Below are 21,291 nucleotides of genomic sequence, written 5' to 3' on the forward strand. Positions count from 1 at the left end.
TTTAATATCAAGTGTAAACAGCAGGCTGTTAATGACAAACTTGTCAAAGCTCGTGTTACCCTATCAAATCAATAACTCGTACAAGTCTTCCGCCTCTTCCACAAAATAGTCCGGATTTAAACCTTTAAGCTCCTCATTGTTGCCAAAACCATAGCCCACAGCAATCGTGCTAATTTCATTGGCCTTTCCGCCTACAATATCGAATTTGGTGTCGCCAACCATCACCACTTCCGGCGAAGAAAAAATTTGATTCCGATCCATCACCCGGGTAATCAGCTCGGCTTTGGTATGTTTTTCACCACTTCCCGCTCCTTCGGCATCTATCAGGTAACGATCCAGTTCGAAATGGTGCAAAACTCGTTTCATAAATTCATCTTTCTTGGAAGTTGCCACATACAACTTTCGTCCCTGACCATCCAACTCTTGCAACAACTCTAAAATACCGGGGTAAAGCTCTGCCTCGTACATGCCACGCTCACTGTAGTATTCCCGAAAAAGCCTCATAGCCAACTGGCTTTGCTTCTCATCAAATTTCAGAATATGTTTTAAGCCATCCTGAATCGGAGGTCCAATTAATTGATCAATCACAGCCTCGCTATCCAAGTCGAGCGACATCGCATCCAGCACATAGTTTAACGCATTATGCAAACCAAGCTTGGAGTTCACCAGCGTTCCATCCAAATCAAAAATGAGGTGCGAGAAATTGGTCATATCGTTTATTTTAACAACAAAGTAAATGGAAAATATTGAAAGCTTAAAAAGCTTAATTGGGGTTTTACAGAATCAAAGTACTTGCGACTGATAAGATTATGTCTTAATTTCACTGGTAATTTAACCAAAAACAAAACCTTATGGAACTTCTCTCCCCCTCACCCAAACCTGTAATTCCTTGGCAGGGAACCGTATTGGGGCTCATCGGCATCGCTCAAATTTTGTTTTCCATCCTGTTTTTCTTTATCGTCATGTTAGGCCTAACCGTGGGAGGTTTGTTCTCCGCCTTTATGCTTCCCGATCTAGAGTCTCTGCTCCCCTCGCTGGCTATCGGTTCCATTGGCGTTCTAATCGTTATAATTGGCCTCCCTTTCTTCATTCTGAAGGTGCTGGTTACAATCGGTATATTCAAAGGCAAACGCTGGACCGTTATCGTCACCATTGTGTTTGCAGCCCTCGGCCTGATGATGCACCTGGGATCATTCAATCTTTTTTGGCTCACCTTTACAGCCATCGAATTGGGCTTAGCCATTGTCTGCCTGCGTGATCCGTTTTACAATCAGGATCATGGCTATCAAAGCCCGGGTTACAGGCCTCGTTCCTGATCATTTTTCACCCAACAAGCCTCTCCGCAGAATTCGCTTAACGCTCCTGAATCATTATCTTTGCGCCTTGTTTCAGGGAAAAGCAAGCGTTGACACCATGAATGAGTACTTTTTGAAAATCATCCGGGAAGCCACCGGAGCCAGTAAACTTACCGACAAAGAACCCATCCAAAGCCTGTGGAGTGGCTATGGTAGCATTGACCGTTATCTGCTACAGGGGGCGCCCCACAGCAGCGTGGTGGTGAAACATGTTCGCTTACCCAATCAGGACCATCACCCACGCGGTTGGAATACCGACCTCTCGCATCAGCGAAAGCTACATTCGTACCAAGTGGAAACCAACTGGTACAAAGACTGGAGCAAGCAATGTGATGAAACCTGCCGCATTCCGCATTGCCTGGCACTGGAAAGCCAGGGTGACGAAGTGTTGATGGTAATGGAAGATTTGGACGATGCGGGTTTCCCGGAACGAAAATCGTCCGTTAGCTGGAACGAATTGGCAGCCTGCCTGCGTTGGTTGGCTAACTTCCACGCCACCTTCATGAATGAGAAACCAAACGGACTTTGGGAAGTAGGCACTTACTGGCATCTGGATACCCGCCCCGATGAGCTAAAAGTGCTGGATGACCTTCCGCTGAAAAAGGCTGCCCGTGCCATTGACCAACAACTGCGCGAAAGCCCGTTTCAAACCTTTGTACATGGCGATGCCAAACTGGCCAACTTCTGTTTTTCACCTGACGGGAAAGAAGTGGCGGCCGTCGATTTTCAATATGTGGGAGGCGGATGCGGCATGAAAGATGTGGCCTATTTTATTGGCAGCTGCTTATACGAAGAGGATTGTGAACGAATGGAAAGTCAGCTGCTGAACACCTACTTTCAGGCATTGCGGCAAGCGCTGACCAAGAAACAGCCGGCCATTGACCAGGATGCCCTGGAAACCAACTGGCGTCAACTTTTCCCGGTAGCGTGGACGGATTTTCACCGCTTTCTGAAAGGCTGGAGCCCCGGCCACTGGAAAATAAATAGTTACAGCGAACGCCTGGCCCGCCAGGTTGTTAAACAAATTAATCCGTAAGCCCAATTCCATGAACCTAAATCAACAGGATCTTCAAATACTCAGTCAGACTGCAACAAAGGCGGCCCAAAAAGCCGGGGAGTTAATTTCAAGCTACAGCCAGCAAAAACTGGATGTGAAAAATAAGGGTGTGGGCGATAGCCTGGCATCGCAGGTGGTAACCGAAGTTGATCTGATGGCTCAGGAGATGATTTTGGAATCATTGGCAGAAGTCACCCAGCAGTATGATTTAGGCACCTTGGGCGAAGAAAGTCCGGACAACCACGAACGCTTCGAAAAGGATTATTTTTGGTGCATCGACCCCATGGACGGCACGCTGGCCTTCATTAAGCAGCAGCATGGTTACGCGGTATCTATCGGCTTGGTTTCACGAGCCGGTGAGCCGATTATCGGGCTTATTTACGATCCGATGACCCAAACCCTGTATCAGGCTGTAAAAGGACAAGGAGCTTTCCGTAACGGGAAGAAATGGACGGTAACGATTCCCGAAAAGACACCGCTGCACTTAATTAGTGATACCAGCTTTCAGGACCTTCCGCAATTCGAAAAGACCTTACAAGAATTGGAAAGCATTAGTGACGAGATGGGCTATCAGGGCTTTGAAACCCGCTTCCAGGGAGGTGCCGCACTGAATGCCTGCTGGGTGCTGGAACAAGCACCAGCCTGCTATTTCAAATACGCCAAAAAAGAATTGGGAGGTGGCAGTTTGTGGGACTACGCTGCCAGCGCTTGCATTTACCAGGAAGCCGGCGCCTGGGTTAGCGACATGCACGGCAATCCGCTGGACTTGAACCGCCCGGATTCCACGTATCTCAACCACCGGGGAATTCTTTACGCCACCAACGAAAAGCTTGCCCGAGAGATTATTGAACTGGGGAAAAAAATGAGCGTGGAAATTTAAGCCGATCAAATAGAAAGACTATTCCTGTATTAAACAAAATGGCCTTACAAGCTTTTGCTCTGATTGCGATCTAATTTCTGAATGATTTCCCGCAACAATTCATTTTGTTCTCTTCGAATATCGAGAGACTGGCTTACCCACTTGTAAATAAGGAAAATTATCAAGGCAAGAATTCCGATATAGAAAAGTATCGGCAGAAAAACGAAAAATGGGGAAATCATCCCCGCGATTGGCATCATAACAGGTTATTTAAAATTTGTATGAAGATAACTTATGTCTGTTTAAAATTTCAAAATCATCACGATAAGAATACCTGTTTTAAAGCAGTTTAGCCTGTGCCTTCTTCCCAACGATAACCTGCAGTTTTTGGGGCAAAATTTCCAACTCAAACTGATGGTTCCCCAAGGATTCGCCGTCTGCTTCCCCTTCAATCTGATTTTCAGAAGCCACCACCACCTTGCTGGCCTGAAAGACAGACACCCGCTCATCATTCACAAACCGGCCATTAAACAAGCCCGGCAAGTTTTTCAAAATACCGCCCAAGCCAATTTCACGAATGACGGTCACCTGAAAAACCCCGTTATTGGGAATGGCTCCCGGCGCCTGCATCATTCCTCCGCCATTGTATTTTCCAATGCCAATACTAGCCGAGAAAATAAGGTCTTCCACCTTTTGATCATCCAAAGTAAGGCGCACTTGCCGGGTTTGGTAATTCAGGTAACCACCAACCAAGCTATGCAAGTAAATCCGCCAGCCAGTAAGCCCTTTTTCCTTCAGCCTATTGGCTTTCTGGGCTACCAAAGCATCAAAGCCAAAACCGGCCATATTCGTAAAAAAACGCTGTTTTTGCTGCTCTCCTTCCCGGTAGTTGATCAAGCCGACATCCTGCAAAATGGTTTTGCCTTTTCGGATGCGCTTGATCGCTTTTTTGTAGTTATTGGGAATACCAAAAGTCTTGATCCAGTCGTTGCCCGTTCCTACCGGAATCATCCCCAACATCACTTCAGCGGGCAAACACGCCTGCTGACGAAGCACACCATTCGCCACTTCATTCATCGTGCCATCGCCACCAGCCACAATCAATTTTCGGTAGCCTTGCTCAATCCCTTCCATACTTAGCTGCATGGCATGTTGCGGATAATTCGAGATAAATAATTCAAACGAAAATCCTGCCTTACGAAGACGTTTTCGGATTTTCTCCACGTCTTTACGTCCCTGTCCGCTTCCGGCTTGCGGATTCAGTATAACCATCCAATTGGCAAGTTTGGCTTTTCCCATCATCCAGTTTTTGATCAACCGCCTGCAAGATACACAATATCCAAGGTTTGGACGGAAAGAGAGCTAATTCTTTTAGACCACGAAAAACACCAAGTATTTAGTAGACCAACAAAAAAAGCACAATTCCCCCGATCATCACAACTGTAGTGGCTGTATTCACATAGGCTGTGCCCCAAAAGTCACGGTATGCGATTGTTTTTTCATGATGTCCGATGTAAGGTTTGTCCACCAACCGCCCATGATAAACATTAGGGCCACCCAAACGGCATTTCAAAATTCCGGCTAAAGCCGCTTCCGGATAACCCGCATTGGGACTGGCATGTTGATGGCCATACCGAAAAACATGAACCATCCCGCTCCTGCTAAAACTCACGAGTACCATCAACAGGGCTGTTAAGCGGGCGGGAACAAGATTCAGCAGATCATCTAACCGGGCGGCAAACCAGCCATAGGCTTTATAGTGCTCATTTTTGTACGCAATCATCGAGTCGAGGGTACTGGCCATTTTAAAAGCAAAAAGCGCAGGAACACCGCCTAAAGCATAAAAAAACAGAGGTGCAATCACGCCATCGCTCAGGTTTTCGGCCATGGTTTCCAACACAGCCGTGCGAATTTGCTGCTCATTCAGTTGAGAGGTATCGCGCCCCACAATAAAACTGAGTTGTTTCCGACCGGCTTCCAGCCCTTCCGCTTTCAAGGCCCGGATCACCAGCCACGATTCATCAATCAGGCTGCGATTAGCCAATCCGAAAAAAACAGCTACCGATGCCACCACAAGATAAGCGATTGGAAAATCCTCCAGCCAGCGAAACAGGACAAACAGGATTAGCCAGGTACCTCCCACCAAAAAACCGGAAGTAAAAGCCCCTTTCAGCTTACGATGGCCTCCGCTATTGAACCGCTTTTCGAACCAGCTGATCAGCCAGCCAAACAGACGAATAGGATGCGGCAACCAACGAGGATCGCCCAGCAAACTGTCGAGCAGAAAGCCAATAAGAAGGGGAAATACAATGAGATTGAAATTATCCATGATGTTGATCTATCTTATCATCCTGAACTTGTTTCAGTATCTGTTTCAAATCGCTGACAGATTCTGAAACGAGTTCGGAATGACATTCATCTTTCTTATTTATTCTTCTTTCAACACCGAATACAGGTAATCCATATCAACACAAACACGTACATGATCGGCCAGCTTATCGTACTGTTCCTCTTTGAAAGCTGCATAATCAAACTCAGTCACATCAGCTTGCAGCCCGTTCGCCTCTAGTATGGCTTCGATCACCGTTTTATTATCCAGAATACCATGCAAATAGGATCCCCATAGTTTAGGCGAAACCATACAACCATCGGCTGTTCCGTCTTCCAGGCAGCAAAGCGATGCGGCACCCATGCGTTTGGTTTGTCCCATATGAATTTCATAACCGGAGCAAACATCGGCCCGATTCTGAAAATGAAAGTGGGTTTGCTCTGTCCGCTTTTCTTTGCTCAAAGTGGTAATTACCGGCAACAAGCCCAAGCCCGGCATGTTTTCCACATCGCCTTCAACATGATCCGGATCGCGAATTTCTTCTCCCAAAATTTGGTAGCCGCCACAAATGCCATACACACCTTTGCCGGCTTCCGAGGCCTGAATGATCGCTTTCGCTAAGCCCCGCTCACGCAGGTGCATTAAATCGGAAATGGTATTTTTCGAGCCAGGAACCAGCACGATATCAGCCTTGGCAATTTCTGCCGCATGAGCCGAATAGTATAGGTTGATATCAGGCATGCGCTCCAGCATATGAAAATCGGTAAAGTTGCTCATGTGCCGCAACAACACTACGGCCACATTGATTTTACCAACCTCGGTGCTTCCCCGTTTATAGTCAATCACTACGCTGTCTTCCTGCTCCACATGAATATCGCTAAAGTAAGGAACCACACCTATCACCGGAACTCCGGTCAATTCCTCCAGCATGGTTCGTCCTTCATCAAACAAGCTGATATCCCCCCGAAACTTGTTAATCAGAATTCCTTTAATCAACTTCCGCTCTGCTTCAGGCAATAGCTTGATGGTACCGTAGACACTGCCAAACACCCCACCCCGGTCAATATCGGCCACCAAAATCGTTGGCGACCCGGTTTCCAGCGCTACCCGCATGTTGGTAATGTCTTTGTCCCACAAGTTAACTTCAGAGATGCTTCCCGCGCCCTCCATCACAATAGGGTTGTATTTCTCGTTTAAGGATTGCCAGGCTTTCATCGCTTCCGAAAACAGAAAATCGCGATCGGTTTTCAGAAAATATTCCCGGGCCGACTGGTCGCCCATCGGCTTCCCATTTAAAACAATCTGTGCACTTTTAGCACTGGTGGGTTTCAACAAGATGGGATTCATCGCACTCAGACACGGAATACCGCAGGCTTCGGCTTGCACCGCCTGTGCGCGTCCCAGCTCCAGTCCTTCTTCGCTGGCATACGAGTTTAGCGACATGTTTTGCGCTTTAAACGGTGCCGGCGCATAACCATCCTGCTTAAAAATACGACAAAAGGCCGCGTTAATCACCGACTTACCAACATCAGAGCCAGTCCCTACAACCATCAAAGGTTTAAGCTTCACGCTATTTTTATTCTCCATTTCTTGCAATTCCAAAATTTATAAATCCAAAGATTCATGCAAAAGTGCAAAAACCCAAAGTCTATTTCTTATTGTTGTGTTTCAAATTTGATATGGCTAGTATTTATCACCTGCGCCTCATCAAACGAAGTCATTTCTGAAAGAACAGCGACAGCCCCCTGTACCATCGGATAGACCAATGCAGCACCTGTCCCCTCTCCCAAGCGTAAGCCAAAACTCAACAATGGATCAGCATTCATATACGCCAACATTTTCTGATGACCCTGCTCGTTCGATACATGCGAGAAAATGCAGTAATCAAGTACCCTTCGATTTAATTCCTGTGCCACTAACAAGCCCGCAGTCGTAATAAAACCATCAACCAGAATCACCATCCGGCGTACAGCTGCCTCGACCATTCCCCCAGCAATGGTAGCAATTTCAAATCCTCCAAAACGAGCCAGATTATCAAGGGCGGAATCAGAAATGCCGTGCTTTTGAATAGCCTGCTCAATCACCCGGTACTTATTCAAAACTCCCTCTCGGTTAAGTCCGGCTCCCGGCCCCACACAGTCTTCAACAGGAAGTTTGCAGATTATTGACATCAACGCCGAAGCAGGCGTTGTATTGCCGATACCCATCTCACCAAAGCCAATGATATTGGTTCCTTGATTGTGGAATGAAGCGACAATCTTTCGTCCGTTATTAAAAGCCTGCATACACTCTTCTTTGGTCATTGCCGGCTCATGCAAGAAATTACGGGATCCTTTAGCCACTTTAGCATCAATCAATTTATGGTGAGAACGAAAATCGTAATTTACACCGGCATCGACCACATGCAAGTCCATGCCATATATACGCGACAGCAAGCCAATTCCGCCGCCGCCAGCTAAAAAATTATGCACCTGCTGCCAGGTTATTTCAACCGGACAAGGACTCACGCCCTCCGCTGTAATCCCATGGTCAGCAGCCACGGTCAACATCACCGGATTACTTAGCTTTGGTGTCAGACTGTTTTGAATCAAGGCCACCTGTATAGCCAACGATTCCAACCGCCCAAGTGAACCAACAGGCTTCGCTTTATTATCCAGTTTATCTTGAATGGCTTCCCGTAAACCTTGATTGAACTCAGGAATTTCAAAATTGGCTTGTCGCATCACATTTATCTATTTGCTGTAAAACTATTCAAGTCGAAAGTAAGCACCTGCCCATACTCAACGTTAGTCTGAAAGGCGTCTATGGGAGCTGTGGCATTCAGCAGACAATTCAGCGCACGTAAGATCCCACCATGAGTCACCATCGCCGCCTGCCTGTAAGGTTTTTGAGCCAGTTCTTCCAAAAAGAACATTGTACGATTAATCTGATCAAGAAAAGACTCTCCCCCAGCGCACCTTACTTCAACAAAATCATCGAACCATTTTTGGGCTTCCGCCATTTTGCTGATCGTATCCCAATCCTGCATCTCCCACATTCCAAAATTCAACTCCACTAAGCGCTTATCGAAACGAATGTCTTCTGTTGGAAAAAGATCCATCGCCAGTGTTTGGCATCGGGTTAGCGGACTGCAATAAACAGCATCAAATGCCTGCCCTGCAAGGGTTGTTTTCACATGCTCCAATTCTTCAGAATACGAGTTTGCCAGAGGCACATCGGTTTGTCCATAGCAAATTCCCGGAGGAACAGCTACACGGGTATGTCGAATTGCAATGAGTTTCATCTAAACAAAAATCATAATACAGCCAGCAAACACAAATAAAACACCACTTCAATCAACTGCTGTAAGGCCCCCAAACAATCGCCCGTGTACCCACCAACCTTCCGTTCGATGTATTTTTTGAATACGAAAGTAACTAACAGTGAAATCGGTATAGCAGCTGCCATCAACTGCCATGGCAGCAAGCCCATCGGCAACAGGGCAAACGCCACCGCAATCACAAAATCAGAGTTCTGACCACGCTTGCCGATGGGCTTGGTTTTGCTGAGTTCATCTTCGCGAGAGTACCAACTGGTAAAAATAATGATTACGGGCATCAGCCGGCTAAAAGCATGACCAGCAAGCAAAGCCAGCAGAATCATTTGGGCTGGCAGACTTTGCAAAGCCAGAAACCTGGTTCCCAACATACCGATCAAACCAACGGTTCCATAGGTTCCGATACGGCTGTCTTTCATGATGGTGAAAATCTTTTCACGCGTGTAACCGCCTCCAAAACCATCGCAAAAATCGGCAAAGCCATCTTCATGAAAAGCGCCAGTTGCAAAAATAGTCGCCAGCATACTCAGAAAAACGGCCACTTCCAAGGGTAGCAAGAAACTCAATCCATAAAACACGGCTGCCCCAATTCCACCTACAATCCATCCTATCAAGGGCAGATAGCGGGTAGAACGGTTTAAGCGTTCATTGGAAAACCCCAGCGACCGAGATACAGGAATGCGGGTATAAAACATGACTGCTGTTAAAAACAGATTGATTTGCTCTTTCATTCTTTAAAACACTGGATATTAGACTTTAGATTTTCAGACACGTTCGAGTTTCGCAAGAAAAGCCCCAAAGTTCAAATTTCAACCTCAGCTCTGCGCCTCCCAACTCTATCTGTTCTCCTACTAGGCTTTATTCGAAACCCCGGCATCTTCAAAGCTAGCCATTTCATTTAAAAAAGTAGCTGCCGCCTGAATGACCGGATAGGCAACTGCTGCTCCGGAACCTTCTCCCAAGCGCATGCCCAGGCTCAACACCGGTTTAGCTTGCAGGAAATCGAGCACCAACAGGTGTCCTTGTTCTTCGGAGGCATGACAAAAAATACAGTTTTCGCGAACCGACTCATCAAACTGAATGGCCGCTAAGGTAGCGGAAGTTGCAATAAATCCATCAATCAGGATGACCATACCAAGCTTGCGGGCTTCCTGAATGGCTCCCACCATCATGGCAATTTCCAGTCCGCCAAAAGTGGCCAGAGTTTCCAGGGCCGATTGAGGATTATACTTTTCAGAAACTGCCTTCAAAATGGCTACTTTATGGTCCAGTTTATCGCCCGTCATTCCTGCCCCTTTGCCGATGCACTGCTCAATGGGAAGTTTCATAAAACGATGCATCAACAGCGACGAGGGCGAAGTATTGCCAATGCCCATTTCGCCAAATCCGATGGTATTGCATCCCGCTTCAGCCTCCTCCTTTACAAATTGAGCGCCGCGCTGCATAGCCAGCTTACATTCTTCCAGGCTCATGGCAGGTTCGTTCATCATGTTCCTGGATCCGCGAGCTATTTTAGCATTCGTAATCGGAAGTTCTGCAGGAAAATCATAATCCACCCCAGCATCAATCACCTTCAAATCAATGCCATTTTGCTTGCAAAAAACATTGATGGCTGCTCCGCCTCCGCAAAAGTTCATCACCATTTGCCAGGTCACTTCCTTCGGATAAGGGCTCACGCCTTCATCGGCCAGTCCGTGGTCGGCAGCAAACACAAGCAAGCTCGGTTTTTCCAGTTTGGGTGAAAGGGTGTTCAGAATCAACCCCAGCTGTAAAGCAATGCTTTCCAACTGTCCTAAAGCACCATATGGTTTGGTTTTCAGGTCAATTTTATGTTGTAATTGGTCTTTTAAATTTAAGGTCATTTGTTGCTAAAATTATTGGTTTTCATTCAGTAAACATTCATCTATTCGTCTCCAGTCAATCGTTCACACAAAGCGCCTTATGCGCCTTCCTTTATTTTGACTGGAATGCCGGAAACCATCAGATAAACCGTGCCGGCTTGTTGGGCAATAAACTGGTTTATCCAGCCTTGCAGGTCGGCAAACTTACGCGCCATTTCATTTTCAGGATGAACCCCCATGCCCAGCTCGTTGCTCACTACCAGCAGGTTCATATCTTGCTTGACAAACTTGGTCCATTCCGCTTTAGCCGCTTCCATGGCCACTTCAAGCTGATAATCATTGTCGTGGAAGAAATTGGTCAGCCACAAGGTGATACAATCCAATAAAACTGTTTTCCCCGTCAAGTCATACCTTGACAAGAGCTTTTCTTCCTCCAGTGTCTGCCAGCGGTCATCACGGTCGTTTTGGTGCCGCTTCACCCGCTGGGCAAAATCTTCGTCCCAAATGCGGGCTGTTGCCAGATAAATCGGTGAGCCGGATTGCGACTCGGCCAACTGCTGAGCAAAACTGCTTTTTCCCGACCGGGCACCTCCTGTAATAAATGTGATTGTTGCCATAGCTTATTCAATTTGCGGAATTTAAACGTTCCATCTGCCTGTTTGGCAAGATGAATAAAAACAAAACAAGAGGCAGACTGCTATTCCAGTCCCCTCCTGCTCAAATACAACTACCTGATTTTCTTAACAAGTTGCATCTATTCTAATCTAAAAAAAGCGCCATAGCCGGAGATGCACCCACATCTTTGGTATCCGTTAATTCTCCATCTTCCGAGTAAATCATCATGGTTCCGTTTACCGAACTACCATTATCAATTAAAACATAAATATCACCGTTTTCTGGATTAACAGAAATACCTTTAATCCCGGTAACTCCATTAACCAAAGTTTCCTCTTCAAATGCTTTTGTCGATGTATTAAACACATGAACACCTCCAACCACTGGATAACCAGATGCACCAATCGCATACAATTTGGTTTTATCTTTGTTAAATGCCATTACGCTAGCATAAGATGACGTCATGGTCAACGGGTGAATAGAGACTTCATCTGTTTTAGTATTAATGTAGCCAAGGCCAGCTCCTTCACTCGGATTACTCCAGGTTCCAACAAGAGAAACGTACAGGTTATCCGAATCATCCTTTACTAAATAAGAACAAACAGCCGTGGTTTCGATATACGAAATTGCTTCTGATTTCAAATCAACTACTGCTACAGCATTCTTGTAGTTTAAGGCTGCGTACAATTTACCATTCGCAACTTCAAGACCTTCGGGACCGCCTGGCAAAGCAATCTTTTTTTCTACTTCACCGGTAACTAAATTATACTTGGCGATATAGGATACTGAATTATCATTCCACACTTCACCTCCCCAGCATGCAATGTATAGGTAATTGCCGGAAGCAACGCAGTTACGAGGTTTTACAATATCGGTGGTAATTGTATCCTGCCCAACAAAAAGAGGATCATAAACAAGTACGCGATCCGGTTCGTTAGCCATTACATAAACACGATCGTCATGTTGGTAAACCCACTGAGGAGCAGAAACCATGATCGCACCATTATTTTGTTGTTGATCGTAAAAGGGTGTCAGTTTATCGGCCTCGTAATCATATTTGGTAATTGATGCAGCATCATTCGAAAAGCCGCCATAGTTCAAGATATAAGCACCTTTCACCAACTCATCCGGATACAGATCAATAATATCGTCATCATCCGAACAAGAAGAAACCAAGGCTAACAAGGCCAAGAAAAAGGGCAATAATTTTACAAATTTTTTCATAATAGATATATTTAATTGTTTTTATAGAATTTCAAATCTGTGGACAAACTCAATTGAAAATTGCGGCCAGGCATCGCATAGTTCAGCTGATTTTGATAGTCGGTATCCAAAACATTACGCACATTTAAGCGCAGAGCTATTGGCTGCTCCCGGATGGTAAGTTTCTTTGAGATTCCGCAATTCAACAAGGCATATGCATCCAATAGATTACCTTCTGGACTAGTGATGCTTCCACTATAGTCAACTTGCCGGTTTCCGGTAAATGATGCATCGGCAAACAAACCCCAATCGTTATATTTGATCTGCAAAAAGGTGTTTGCAATATGTTCGGGAGTATAGATTAGTCGCTTACCCACTAAATTACGAAGTCCATCTTCTTTAATTTCCGTTGGATTATAACTGTAATTTAAGCTATAATTGACTTCATAGCGGCCTAAAAACAAATCACTATTTGATGCGAATTCGACACCTTTGCTAATGACCCGAGAACGGTTTTCCGGCACCCAATCGCCATTTGTTCCGGTTGGACGCCATTCAATCCAATCATCAACATCCATATAAAAACCATTGAGCTTTACGTCAGTCTGGAAAATGTCGGAACAATACTGGTATTGGATTCCCATCTCATAGTTCATTCCTTTTTCCGGATTTAGATCGGGGTTGCCTTGCGTACCCCAGAAACGATCGTTAAAGGTTGGAACACGGTAGCTACGGGAAATATTACCATTCAGTTTAACAATCGAGAATTCATTGGTATAAAGTCGGTATTCGACACCAACCGAAGGAGTAAATGGGACGTCAAAATCAGTCACAAACTGTTGTCGCAAGTTCAATGTCAATTTCAATTTTCGCCAGGCCTTATAAAACGCCGAAGCATAAACATCTGCGCGTTGCTCATAATCAATCATATCTACGGAGTAGGAATATACGTCAGGCTCCACATACATATACTTTAACCCGGCTTTATAACCAAAATTTGTAGTGATATCCTGCTTGGCTTCCAGCTCAGCTACCAAACGCTCCGTACTTATTTCCTGCGTCGTATTTCCGCCGTCTACCTGTACATCGTGCACATAGCCTATACCGGCTTTATAATTAACGGCATGATTGCGATTCTCATATTCCGACCAAAAGCGGATGTGTTTATTTTCCAAGCCGGAAATAACGAGGTTATCTCCAATGGATGACGCCATTTCAGGCTGTTTTTCATGCCAGTCATCTGCTAACCAAACGGATGTTTTAAGCCATTGTTGACAATCAAAACGGTAGTTTAGCTCCTGGAGCAGCCCCATATTTTCAATTCGGGCTCCCCGCTGAGTATACTCTTTTCCATCCTGAGGATAGCGAAATTTGAAATTATTCTCCCTGGAAAAATAATACAGGCGGGTTACCGATTCAAGCTTACCATTCCCGACGTATACTTTGGTACCGTATAGTTGTTCTCCAAACGAAGCCAGTGATTCAGTTGCCTGAACACGAATACCATTGGTCCAATTATTTTTCAATCCCAGATATACAGCCCCGCCAATAGAACCAGAGCCGTTGACCGCTGATGAAGAGCCGTATTGCAAATCCGCACCATCAAACAAATACATGGGAACACTTGCGAAATTAGCCGATCCTAGTGTGAGGGAGTTAATATTGATTCCGCCAAAATTAATGGAGGTGTGGTCGGCCGAAGTACCACGAAAACGAATGTTTGCCAAACCACCTGCATCTGCTTTTAGGTAAAGCGGGGTAAACCGCCCCAATAGATCATTCAATGTACCTGTACGAGCAATGTCCAGCTGATCGTTTGAAATGGATTCCAACTTAGCACCGGCCTGGTACTTTTTCACGGTGGCATAGGTGTTTACCTCGCCCAACAAAATAGTGTCTGAAAGACTGTGTTCCTGAGCATAAAGCTCACAAACAGCTAGGACCAGAAGTCCTGATAATAAAATAAACCTTCTCATTTCTAATTTAGTAGAATGAGCTTAGGATAAGATTGTGAAAAATACGCGATTATTGTTCACTAGCTTTATTCCCGAAGCTTTTGTTAATATTCAAAATGGATTTTGGCAGGTCTTCTGGCTCACCTTGCTTTCTGACGCCTTCCCGTTCTGATGAAGAACAGTGGCATGGGGTTCAGAAAACTGTATTAAGGCTTACAGCTGCGGGTACAGCTCCGGATTCTAACCGGATTCCCTATTCATCCCGACTGCGAAACAGTCGTTGGAACCAAATCCGTGGCAAATGTAGGAATAATTTCTTTTCAGAGAAGTTTTTTTTCAACTCAACCAATTCAATTTCGCTAAAAGCCGAAACAAAAAAAGCAGGAACAACCAATAATAAAAGGCCAACTATTAATAGCTAAAATTTATTCTCAAGCCCAGTAAAACATGTTCGTCCTGAGTTGGACTTGCCGCATCAAGCCACTGGAGATGAGGGGAAAGATAAACCCATTGGTTAAATTGATTGCTAAGATAAAGCTCAGCCAGCCTTTCACGTTGGCCATCGCCAAAAAGTTTGGTATCGCCATACGCCAAGCCAACATTAAACTCCCGATTCAGAACCAATTGTTTGAAACCAATGCCGGCACTCCAGGCCCGCTCCACACCAAACCATTCAGCCAGCTTACGTTCATTCTTCGCATAGCGCCCAAATACGGTGAAGGTTCCGGCAATCAGCTCATCAGCCGAAAAACCTATGCCCTGGCTATTTCCGCCTGCCGGATGTTCATAGCCATAGATCCGAAAGTTGGCTTCCCATTTGGAGCCCGGGAAAAGCATAAAGCCAGTTTCTGCAATTTTAAAATGATGGCGCATCAAGTCATTGCCCGAATTGTCGAAACGATTTAATCCAACCTGAATATAGAACCGATTAAATAAGGAGGTTCGCAGCCGGAGCCCCGGAGAGTTCATCGGTGCCGGCAGTGCAATGCTATTCACAAAGGCTCCGCTTAAAAACTGGCTGGTTTCGTCGTTGGCATGCAGGTTATTATCAAAATAGTTCGTTACATCAATCTTCCCAACATTAACAGTCAGTAAGTCTTTTAGAGCCCGGAACTCAGCCCAGGCCTCCAATACCACCAAGTGATCAATTCCTTCTGAGCTTTGACTGGAACCGGCATCGGCATTCAAAACACTCCTGTTCGGAATAAGCTGATCCGGGCCATCACCACCAACGGCCTCCAGGTCGAAAAACAAAATGGTATGTGGCCCAAAGCTGGTAAAGGCAAAAATATCAAAGGAGCCCACTCCCTGATAATTGGCATCGGTCATTGGTTCTACCTGAACGCTGGCCGTAGCCACTCCATTGAACTGCAGTTTTCCATCGCGTTGGCTAAGAGCTTTAAGAAGCCCATCCACTTGCTTTCGTTTGGAGCGTTGAGCCTCAGGAATATCCGCTCCTTCCTGGGTTTCAAACAGTCCCAGAAATTGGTTGACTAGTGTTGTGTCGCGCTCTTCAGCTCTCGGCTCATGAACGGGCAAGGCCAGGGCTTCCTGGGTGAGTATCAAAAACAGCGCTACCCAAAAAAACGGTCGTATTGTTCGCATAGAACTTGCTTTTGTTAAAGCAAGTTAACTCAATTATGCGAATCTTTCATCATCTTCTCACTCACCAGAAAGATAACCGGTTTGTTCGAATACGGATTGGTGCGGGTAATAACCGGCGTTTTATAAACTTTTTCGATGGTATCGAATGAAAGGACCTCCTCGGGTGTCCCCTGGGTGAACAGCTTCCCTCCGTTGAAAAGGATCAGTTGATCGCAATATTCCGAAGCCAGGTTCAGATCATGAATCACCATCAAGACGGTCAGTTTCATCTCTTTATTGAGGCGGTATAGCAAGTCCAGTATCTTAACCTGGTGCGTAATATCCAAATGTGAAGTCGGCTCGTCGAGAAGCAGCAATTCCGGTTCTTGAGTCAAGGCCCTGGCAATGGCGGCGCGCTGTTGTTCGCCCCCACTCAACTCTGTCATTAGCTTGTCTTTGTGCTTCAAAACATCGGTCAACTCCATGTAATGATATGCTTTTTCAAAGTCTCCTTTCGACTCGAAAAACTGAAATCGGTTGTGGTAAGGCATACGTCCCATCAGCACATAATCTTCCACCAAAATCTGGTCGGTATCCACAAACTGACTCACAATGGCAATGTTCTGCGCCCGCTCTTTCAGAGAAAGCTTTTGCAGGTTTTTTCCCTTCAGAAGGACCGATCCGTCCAAGGTGGCAATGGAACTTGTAATTCCACGAAACAAGGTTGTTTTTCCAGAGCCATTGGGACCAATAATTCCATTAAACGATCCCTTCTGCAAGCTCAGGTTAATGCCATTCAGTTTAAACCCGGGGTAGCCGCAGGAAAAATTATCGATGTAAAAAAAAGCGTCACTCATGCTAATTTCCCTTTCGTTTTTGACTCATCAACAACAGAAATACCACTCCGCCAATGATACCGGTAATCACGCCAATGGGCAATTCGTTGGGCGAAATAATCGTTCGGGCCACCACATCGGACAACACCAAAAAGATACCTCCCAACAAAAAAGATCCGATCAATAAAAACCGATAATCAGAACCAAAAAGCAGCCGCAACACATGCGGAATAATCAAGCCCACAAAACCAATAACACCGGCCACCGACACGCAAATTCCGGCCAATAAGGAAGCCAGAACAAACATCACCCGGATCACCACATTGGTATTGACACCCAGATGCATGGCTTTTTCTTCGCCCAATCGCAAGGCATTCAGCGGTTGTACAAACAGGTAAGAAATCACCAGCACCACCAAACTCGAAATCAAAGTTAATTTGATCAGTCCGGTATCCGGTTCATCCAGCGAACCCATGATCCAAAACACAATGCCATGCAAATTATCCGAACTGGTGGTTGCCATCAGGAACATCATGGCTGACGAAGCAATAAAGCTGACCATTACCCCGGTAAGCAGCATGTTTTGAATGTTAATGCTTCCCTTCCGGGAACTCAGCGTATAGACCAGAAAAATAATGACAAAAGCACCAATAAAACCAGCAAGAGGTAGCATAAAAGAGCCCAGAGAGACGTGCAAACCGAACACAATGGTAAAGGCTACCCCCAGCGAAGCACCGCCTGAAATTCCGAGTGTAAACGGTTCAACCAGTGGGTTACGGTAAATGCCTTGCAAAATAACACCGGCCAGGCTCAAAGCACCACCCACGGCAATGCCCAGAATAACCCGAGGCAGGCGCACGCGCGAAATCAACAGGTATTGCAAATTGCCTTCATCGCCACCATGCAGCAGCATCTGCCAAATTTCAGCCACACTCAGCTTCAGCTCACCAACTGACAGGGCAATGCCCACCGAAAACAATAGGATGGCGATTAAGGCCAGCACAGCCACAATCCATTTGATATATTTTCCTTGTCCGATCAATGTTTCTTTTTTTAGTTCATTCGCACGCCAATAAAATTAGGTGTACCTGCGCAATTCAGCACGCCTGCTTTTCTTCTTATTATTCCATTCTAAGAAGTGACTAATTTCCTGACTTTAAAAGCACTGCGAAAACCAATCCTTCTTATTGCTTAGCCGGGCGGGGGCTTTTTAAAACTCAATGCCTTTCCGACTGGGAATTCCCTCGTCGAACGGATGTTTCACCTTGTTGATTTCCGACACGTAATTGGCCTTTTCAATCAATCCGTCCGTAGCGCCGCGCCCCGTTAAGACCAGCTCCATCGTTTCGGGTTTCGACTCGATAAAGTGAATCAGATCAGCTTCGTCCAAAAAGCCATCGCGTACGCAAATCAAAATTTCGTCCAGAATCATCAAGCCAGGCGATGCGGTTTGGCAATAAGCCGACAGATAAACCAGCGCCTCTGCCACCTGCTGACGAAGCATTTCCGAGGTCACCGACTTATTGAAACCCGGATGCCCATCGGTGAATCCCATAATGGTTGCTCCCAGTTTTTTCAGGCTGTCAATTTCGTGATAGCCATACAGCTCGGGGCGCTTCATAAAGTGTGCATACACCACCTTCAAATCTTGTCCTAAAGCCCGAGTTGCCAGACCTACAGAAGCAGTCGTTTTTCCCTTGCCCGTTCCGGTATAAATATGAACCAATCCTTGTTTCATTGCTGATATATTTTGGTGATTAGCTCGTCCAATGCCTCTACAAACGACAAAGGCGTTGGACTGCACGCCCTGTCGGCATCCATTATGAAAATCTGTTTTTTCTTCACAGCACTCAAGCTCGGATAACTCATCCACTGTTCCTTTTCCTCTTCTCCAATCATGCCCATCAACACCACCACAACGATATCCGGATTTCGAATAAGCACCGACTCGCGGGTAATACTACCAATGGACAGGTCAGCCGCAATGTTCTTGGTGTTCGACAGCCTCACAAAGTCGTTCATAAACGTATTGGGGACGACCGAAAACAAAGGGTTAGCGCCAATCTGCATCATCATCTTCTGCGAAGGAGCATCAGCAGGTATCTTCTGAAGGATTTGCTGCATATGTACTTTGGCATCGGCAATCATTTTTTCAGCTTGCTGCTTTTTCCCAATCTTGTTCCCCAGTTCGATAAACTGGCTGCAAATCTCTTCAAACGAGCGCGGTGAATCATACACCAGCACGTCGACCCCCAGTTTTTTAAAGGTGTCGATGGTTTTGGGTTTGGTGAGCGAAGTGGTAATGACCAAATCGGGTTGAAGCATCACCGCTTTCTCGTAATTCACCTGGATAGCCGAGGCCACCACTTCTGCCTTGGTTCCACTTTGCAGGGTGCAGTAACTGGTGCATCCTACCAACAAGTCCTCAGCACCGAGCAGGTACAGGTTTTTGGTCAGCGAGGGAGCCAGCGAAATAATTCGCCGGGGTGCTTGTGCTTGGGTCGAAAACACCGCAACGACCAAAAAACCAAGCGTTAACAAATAACTCGAAAATTTCTTCATTCTACATTTTGGGCTTTGCGCCTTAGAGAAATCGAATTGGCAGGAACCATGTTCCCGACGATCTTTTTTCCCGAAGATCCGGTTAAACATTCTGTTGCTGGCAGGTCTTCTGGCTCACCTTTCTTTTTTGAGGCCTTCCCACCCCGGAAAACCGGGACAGTGGCTGGGGTTCAAAAAAGATTTCGCAAGGCTTACAGCAGCGGGGACTGCTCCGGATTCGCACCGGATTCCCTTATTAAGGCACTTTCTGATAAACAGAAAGCTAGCCACCACAACACCCGCAAAAGTAGAAAATAATTTTGGGAAAGGGGGAATTCAACCCAAGAGAGAAATTTTTGAGCACCAGGATTACCCTAGCAGTCGCCTTCTGTTTGTTTCAATTTTGCAGAATAATCACGATCAGATCGATGAAAAAGTGAAGCAAAACCGCATAAGCAAAGCCAATCCGAATGCGAACGTAGGAGAACACAAATGCATAAACCAAAAAGGGAAGAATAAGCAGCGGCCAAAAGAATAGCTGCTCAGCAGTTGTCAGATCAAGAGTAGGTAAATGCAGAATAGCAAAAAGCAGTGCCAGCGAATAAAACAGATACTTTAAAGCGTATTCCCAGTTCTTTTCAAACCAATTCGAGTGAATATTTGTCTGAGCCAGAGAAAAATAAATTGGAATAGCAATAAAGAGGTAAATGAAAGAAGTTTGAGCCAAAAACTACTGTAAAAATCAGAAGGTGACAGCAGGTAAGTCCCCACGCTTTTATGGATGATGAAACTCACCAAAAGAGCAATAAACCAATCGAAATAGCGCTTATTGAATCGACTCAAGACCAAACGAAACTGGGCCTATTCCAGCAAACCAGCCATTAATGGAATCAGGAAAGAAGCAAAAAAGATATCGGTTGTGTTGACGAAATAATCTGGAATTAAATCAAACTTATTCACCTTGCAGATAATTCCCAGCCTTTCCAGAATCATCTGTGGAATAGAAGCTACCTGCAGAAAGAATAAGGTCAAAAAATAGAATCTGAGTGTTAAGAGCAGGCGATTTTTAGTGGTCCTGGAAATAGAGTGAGTATCCGGGCGTAAGATTATGTCAACAAAGGACCAATTCTACCGAAACTTTGGTTTTCGCTTAACTGCATTTGCTGCAACGGTTCCTGATAATTGATTTTTTTCCTGAATATCAGAAGACTTGGAATTTATCTGTCTGTTCTTCAGCTCCTCCCGGGCAACCACAATAGCTTCTGGAACAAAGTCTTCCGGGTAAGTCAATCATTCCCTCAATTCGGATTCACTGAGTCGTTGAACTGACTCTGCAAAATAGTTACGCATGGTATTAGCTTCGGTTCTGGCCTGAGTTAACTTATCTTATTCCGATCTCACCTCACAATATAATAAATTTAAAAATATTATCTCCTCCGACAAACTACAGATTCACCACCTTATCGGCTACTTTCTGCAGTTCAATAATATCCATCATGGTGCCGGCCAGGCCAACTTCAGTTTTTCCGATAAGACCGAAATGATTTAAGCAGGTTTTACAAGCCATGAGCTGGACTCCCTTCTGCTGAAGCTCTTTCAGAATTTCAGTGACCGGAGAACCACTACGGAGGAGTTGAACTCCCGCATTGTAAAAGACAATTACCCTCGGCAGATGGGTTTCTTCGCTCAGAAGGGTCAGGTAGTTGCTGACCAACAAAAGCCCCAGCGATTCATCGCCGGCTCCCATGCCATTCTGCGTAATTTGTATCAAGGTATTTTTTAAGCTTCCCACTGTATGTT

The 21,291-nt window shown here is 45.5% G+C and carries 22 protein-coding genes and 2 riboswitches; of the genes, 3 read left to right on the forward strand and 19 right to left on the reverse strand.

Annotated features, from left to right (window positions below):
* Positions 1–63: 63 nt before the first annotated feature.
* The gene (locus ACUNWA_RS12385) at positions 64–711 is read right to left on the reverse strand and encodes an HAD-IA family hydrolase (RefSeq protein WP_445592230.1); all 648 of its coding nucleotides are present in this window, start codon (positions 709–711) and stop codon (positions 64–66) included.
* A gap of 140 nt (positions 712–851) precedes the next feature.
* Between ACUNWA_RS12385 and ACUNWA_RS12390 the strand changes: the two genes are divergently transcribed.
* The 3 genes from ACUNWA_RS12390 to ACUNWA_RS12400 are packed head-to-tail and all read left to right on the forward strand — an operon-like array spanning position 852 to position 3,292.
* Positions 852–1,316, forward strand: coding sequence for a hypothetical protein (locus ACUNWA_RS12390; RefSeq protein WP_445592231.1), 465 nt, complete (start codon positions 852–854; stop codon positions 1,314–1,316).
* Entirely contained in the window at positions 1,279–2,391 is a 1,113-nt protein-coding gene (locus tag ACUNWA_RS12395) for an oxidoreductase family protein (RefSeq protein ID WP_445592232.1), read from the forward strand. The genes ACUNWA_RS12390 and ACUNWA_RS12395 overlap by 38 nt, the downstream gene beginning before the upstream one ends.
* A gap of 10 nt (positions 2,392–2,401) precedes the next feature.
* On the forward strand, positions 2,402–3,292 hold the full coding sequence (locus ACUNWA_RS12400) for an inositol monophosphatase family protein (RefSeq protein WP_445592233.1): 891 nt from the start codon (positions 2,402–2,404) through the stop codon (positions 3,290–3,292).
* 318 nt (positions 3,293–3,610) lie between these two features.
* Here ACUNWA_RS12400 and ACUNWA_RS12405 read toward each other — a convergent pair whose 3' ends face one another.
* From ACUNWA_RS12405 to ACUNWA_RS12490, 18 genes are all read right to left on the reverse strand, one after another.
* Entirely contained in the window at positions 3,611–4,573 is a 963-nt protein-coding gene (locus ACUNWA_RS12405; protein ID WP_445592234.1) for a diacylglycerol/lipid kinase family protein, read from the reverse strand.
* Between the two features lie 94 nt (positions 4,574–4,667).
* Complete coding sequence (gene cbiB / locus ACUNWA_RS12410) at positions 4,668–5,600, reverse strand: adenosylcobinamide-phosphate synthase CbiB (RefSeq protein ID WP_445592235.1); 933 nt, start codon at positions 5,598–5,600, stop codon at positions 4,668–4,670.
* 99 nt (positions 5,601–5,699) lie between these two features.
* Entirely contained in the window at positions 5,700–7,187 is a 1,488-nt protein-coding gene (locus ACUNWA_RS12415; protein ID WP_445592236.1) for a cobyric acid synthase, read from the reverse strand.
* 68 nt (positions 7,188–7,255) lie between these two features.
* Positions 7,256–8,323: a nicotinate-nucleotide--dimethylbenzimidazole phosphoribosyltransferase gene (cobT, locus tag ACUNWA_RS12420; protein WP_445592237.1), complete on the reverse strand. Its 1,068-nt coding sequence runs from the start codon at positions 8,321–8,323 to the stop codon at positions 7,256–7,258.
* Between the two features lie 5 nt (positions 8,324–8,328).
* On the reverse strand, positions 8,329–8,883 hold the full coding sequence (gene cobC, locus ACUNWA_RS12425) for an alpha-ribazole phosphatase (protein WP_445592238.1): 555 nt from the start codon (positions 8,881–8,883) through the stop codon (positions 8,329–8,331).
* Between the two features lie 11 nt (positions 8,884–8,894).
* On the reverse strand, positions 8,895–9,647 hold the full coding sequence (locus ACUNWA_RS12430) for an adenosylcobinamide-GDP ribazoletransferase (RefSeq protein WP_445592239.1): 753 nt from the start codon (positions 9,645–9,647) through the stop codon (positions 8,895–8,897).
* Positions 9,648–9,767: 120 nt separating this feature from the next.
* A complete protein-coding gene (cobT, locus tag ACUNWA_RS12435; protein ID WP_445592240.1) occupies positions 9,768–10,778 on the reverse strand; it encodes a nicotinate-nucleotide--dimethylbenzimidazole phosphoribosyltransferase in 1,011 nt (336 codons plus the stop codon).
* A 77-nt stretch (positions 10,779–10,855) separates the two neighbouring features.
* Positions 10,856–11,374 carry a bifunctional adenosylcobinamide kinase/adenosylcobinamide-phosphate guanylyltransferase gene (gene cobU, locus ACUNWA_RS12440; RefSeq protein ID WP_445592241.1) on the reverse strand — a complete coding sequence of 173 codons (519 nt, stop codon included), beginning with the start codon at positions 11,372–11,374 and terminating at the stop codon, positions 10,856–10,858.
* Positions 11,375–11,516: 142 nt separating this feature from the next.
* Complete coding sequence (locus ACUNWA_RS12445; protein ID WP_445592242.1) at positions 11,517–12,596, reverse strand: hypothetical protein; 1,080 nt, start codon at positions 12,594–12,596, stop codon at positions 11,517–11,519.
* A gap of 11 nt (positions 12,597–12,607) precedes the next feature.
* Complete coding sequence (locus tag ACUNWA_RS12450) at positions 12,608–14,551, reverse strand: TonB-dependent receptor (RefSeq protein WP_445592243.1); 1,944 nt, start codon at positions 14,549–14,551, stop codon at positions 12,608–12,610.
* Positions 14,552–14,638: 87 nt separating this feature from the next.
* A riboswitch (cobalamin riboswitch) is annotated at positions 14,639–14,836 on the reverse strand.
* A gap of 105 nt (positions 14,837–14,941) precedes the next feature.
* Positions 14,942–16,135 (reverse strand): hypothetical protein, encoded by a 1,194-nt coding sequence (locus tag ACUNWA_RS12455; protein ID WP_445592244.1) that lies wholly within the window; start codon positions 16,133–16,135, stop codon positions 14,942–14,944.
* A gap of 29 nt (positions 16,136–16,164) precedes the next feature.
* Positions 16,165–16,971 carry an ABC transporter ATP-binding protein gene (locus tag ACUNWA_RS12460; RefSeq protein WP_445592245.1) on the reverse strand — a complete coding sequence of 269 codons (807 nt, stop codon included), beginning with the start codon at positions 16,969–16,971 and terminating at the stop codon, positions 16,165–16,167.
* A gap of 1 nt (position 16,972) precedes the next feature.
* Positions 16,973–17,992 (reverse strand): FecCD family ABC transporter permease, encoded by a 1,020-nt coding sequence (locus tag ACUNWA_RS12465; RefSeq protein WP_445592246.1) that lies wholly within the window; start codon positions 17,990–17,992, stop codon positions 16,973–16,975.
* A gap of 168 nt (positions 17,993–18,160) precedes the next feature.
* Positions 18,161–18,688: a cob(I)yrinic acid a,c-diamide adenosyltransferase gene (locus ACUNWA_RS12470; protein ID WP_445592247.1), complete on the reverse strand. Its 528-nt coding sequence runs from the start codon at positions 18,686–18,688 to the stop codon at positions 18,161–18,163.
* A complete protein-coding gene (locus tag ACUNWA_RS12475) occupies positions 18,685–19,512 on the reverse strand; it encodes an ABC transporter substrate-binding protein (protein WP_445592248.1) in 828 nt (275 codons plus the stop codon). The genes ACUNWA_RS12470 and ACUNWA_RS12475 overlap by 4 nt, the downstream gene beginning before the upstream one ends.
* An 82-nt stretch (positions 19,513–19,594) precedes the next feature.
* Positions 19,595–19,809, reverse strand: a riboswitch (cobalamin riboswitch).
* 79 nt (positions 19,810–19,888) lie between these two features.
* Positions 19,889–20,218, reverse strand: coding sequence for a hypothetical protein (locus ACUNWA_RS12480; RefSeq protein ID WP_445592249.1), 330 nt, complete (start codon positions 20,216–20,218; stop codon positions 19,889–19,891).
* Positions 20,219–20,352: 134 nt separating this feature from the next.
* On the reverse strand, positions 20,353–20,523 hold the full coding sequence (locus ACUNWA_RS12485; protein ID WP_445592250.1) for a hypothetical protein: 171 nt from the start codon (positions 20,521–20,523) through the stop codon (positions 20,353–20,355).
* Between the two features lie 412 nt (positions 20,524–20,935).
* Positions 20,936–21,283, reverse strand: coding sequence for a DsrE family protein (locus tag ACUNWA_RS12490; protein ID WP_445592251.1), 348 nt, complete (start codon positions 21,281–21,283; stop codon positions 20,936–20,938).
* Between the last annotated feature and the right edge of the window lie 8 nt (positions 21,284–21,291).

The sequence above is a fragment of the Sunxiuqinia sp. sy24 genome, assembly GCF_052677165.1.

What these genes read in the sequence shown, in the direction of transcription:
- ACUNWA_RS12385 (WP_445592230.1), bottom strand. Translation starts at nt 711, where the DNA reads ATGACCAATTTCTCGCACCTCATTTTTGATTTGGATGGAACGCTGGTG.
- ACUNWA_RS12390 (WP_445592231.1), top strand. Translation starts at nt 852, where the DNA reads ATGGAACTTCTCTCCCCCTCACCCAAACCTGTAATTCCTTGGCAGGGA.
- ACUNWA_RS12395 (WP_445592232.1), top strand. Translation starts at nt 1,279, where the DNA reads ATGGCTATCAAAGCCCGGGTTACAGGCCTCGTTCCTGATCATTTTTCA.
- ACUNWA_RS12400 (WP_445592233.1), top strand. Translation starts at nt 2,402, where the DNA reads ATGAACCTAAATCAACAGGATCTTCAAATACTCAGTCAGACTGCAACA.
- ACUNWA_RS12405 (WP_445592234.1), bottom strand. Translation starts at nt 4,573, where the DNA reads ATGATGGGAAAAGCCAAACTTGCCAATTGGATGGTTATACTGAATCCG.
- cbiB (WP_445592235.1), bottom strand. Translation starts at nt 5,600, where the DNA reads ATGGATAATTTCAATCTCATTGTATTTCCCCTTCTTATTGGCTTTCTG.
- ACUNWA_RS12415 (WP_445592236.1), bottom strand. Translation starts at nt 7,187, where the DNA reads ATGGAGAATAAAAATAGCGTGAAGCTTAAACCTTTGATGGTTGTAGGG.
- cobT (WP_445592237.1), bottom strand. Translation starts at nt 8,323, where the DNA reads ATGCGACAAGCCAATTTTGAAATTCCTGAGTTCAATCAAGGTTTACGG.
- cobC (WP_445592238.1), bottom strand. Translation starts at nt 8,883, where the DNA reads ATGAAACTCATTGCAATTCGACATACCCGTGTAGCTGTTCCTCCGGGA.
- ACUNWA_RS12430 (WP_445592239.1), bottom strand. Translation starts at nt 9,647, where the DNA reads ATGAAAGAGCAAATCAATCTGTTTTTAACAGCAGTCATGTTTTATACC.
- cobT (WP_445592240.1), bottom strand. Translation starts at nt 10,778, where the DNA reads ATGACCTTAAATTTAAAAGACCAATTACAACATAAAATTGACCTGAAA.
- cobU (WP_445592241.1), bottom strand. Translation starts at nt 11,374, where the DNA reads ATGGCAACAATCACATTTATTACAGGAGGTGCCCGGTCGGGAAAAAGC.
- ACUNWA_RS12445 (WP_445592242.1), bottom strand. Translation starts at nt 12,596, where the DNA reads ATGAAAAAATTTGTAAAATTATTGCCCTTTTTCTTGGCCTTGTTAGCC.
- ACUNWA_RS12450 (WP_445592243.1), bottom strand. Translation starts at nt 14,551, where the DNA reads ATGAGAAGGTTTATTTTATTATCAGGACTTCTGGTCCTAGCTGTTTGT.
- ACUNWA_RS12455 (WP_445592244.1), bottom strand. Translation starts at nt 16,135, where the DNA reads ATGCGAACAATACGACCGTTTTTTTGGGTAGCGCTGTTTTTGATACTC.
- ACUNWA_RS12460 (WP_445592245.1), bottom strand. Translation starts at nt 16,971, where the DNA reads ATGAGTGACGCTTTTTTTTACATCGATAATTTTTCCTGCGGCTACCCC.
- ACUNWA_RS12470 (WP_445592247.1), bottom strand. Translation starts at nt 18,688, where the DNA reads ATGAAACAAGGATTGGTTCATATTTATACCGGAACGGGCAAGGGAAAA.
- ACUNWA_RS12475 (WP_445592248.1), bottom strand. Translation starts at nt 19,512, where the DNA reads ATGAAGAAATTTTCGAGTTATTTGTTAACGCTTGGTTTTTTGGTCGTT.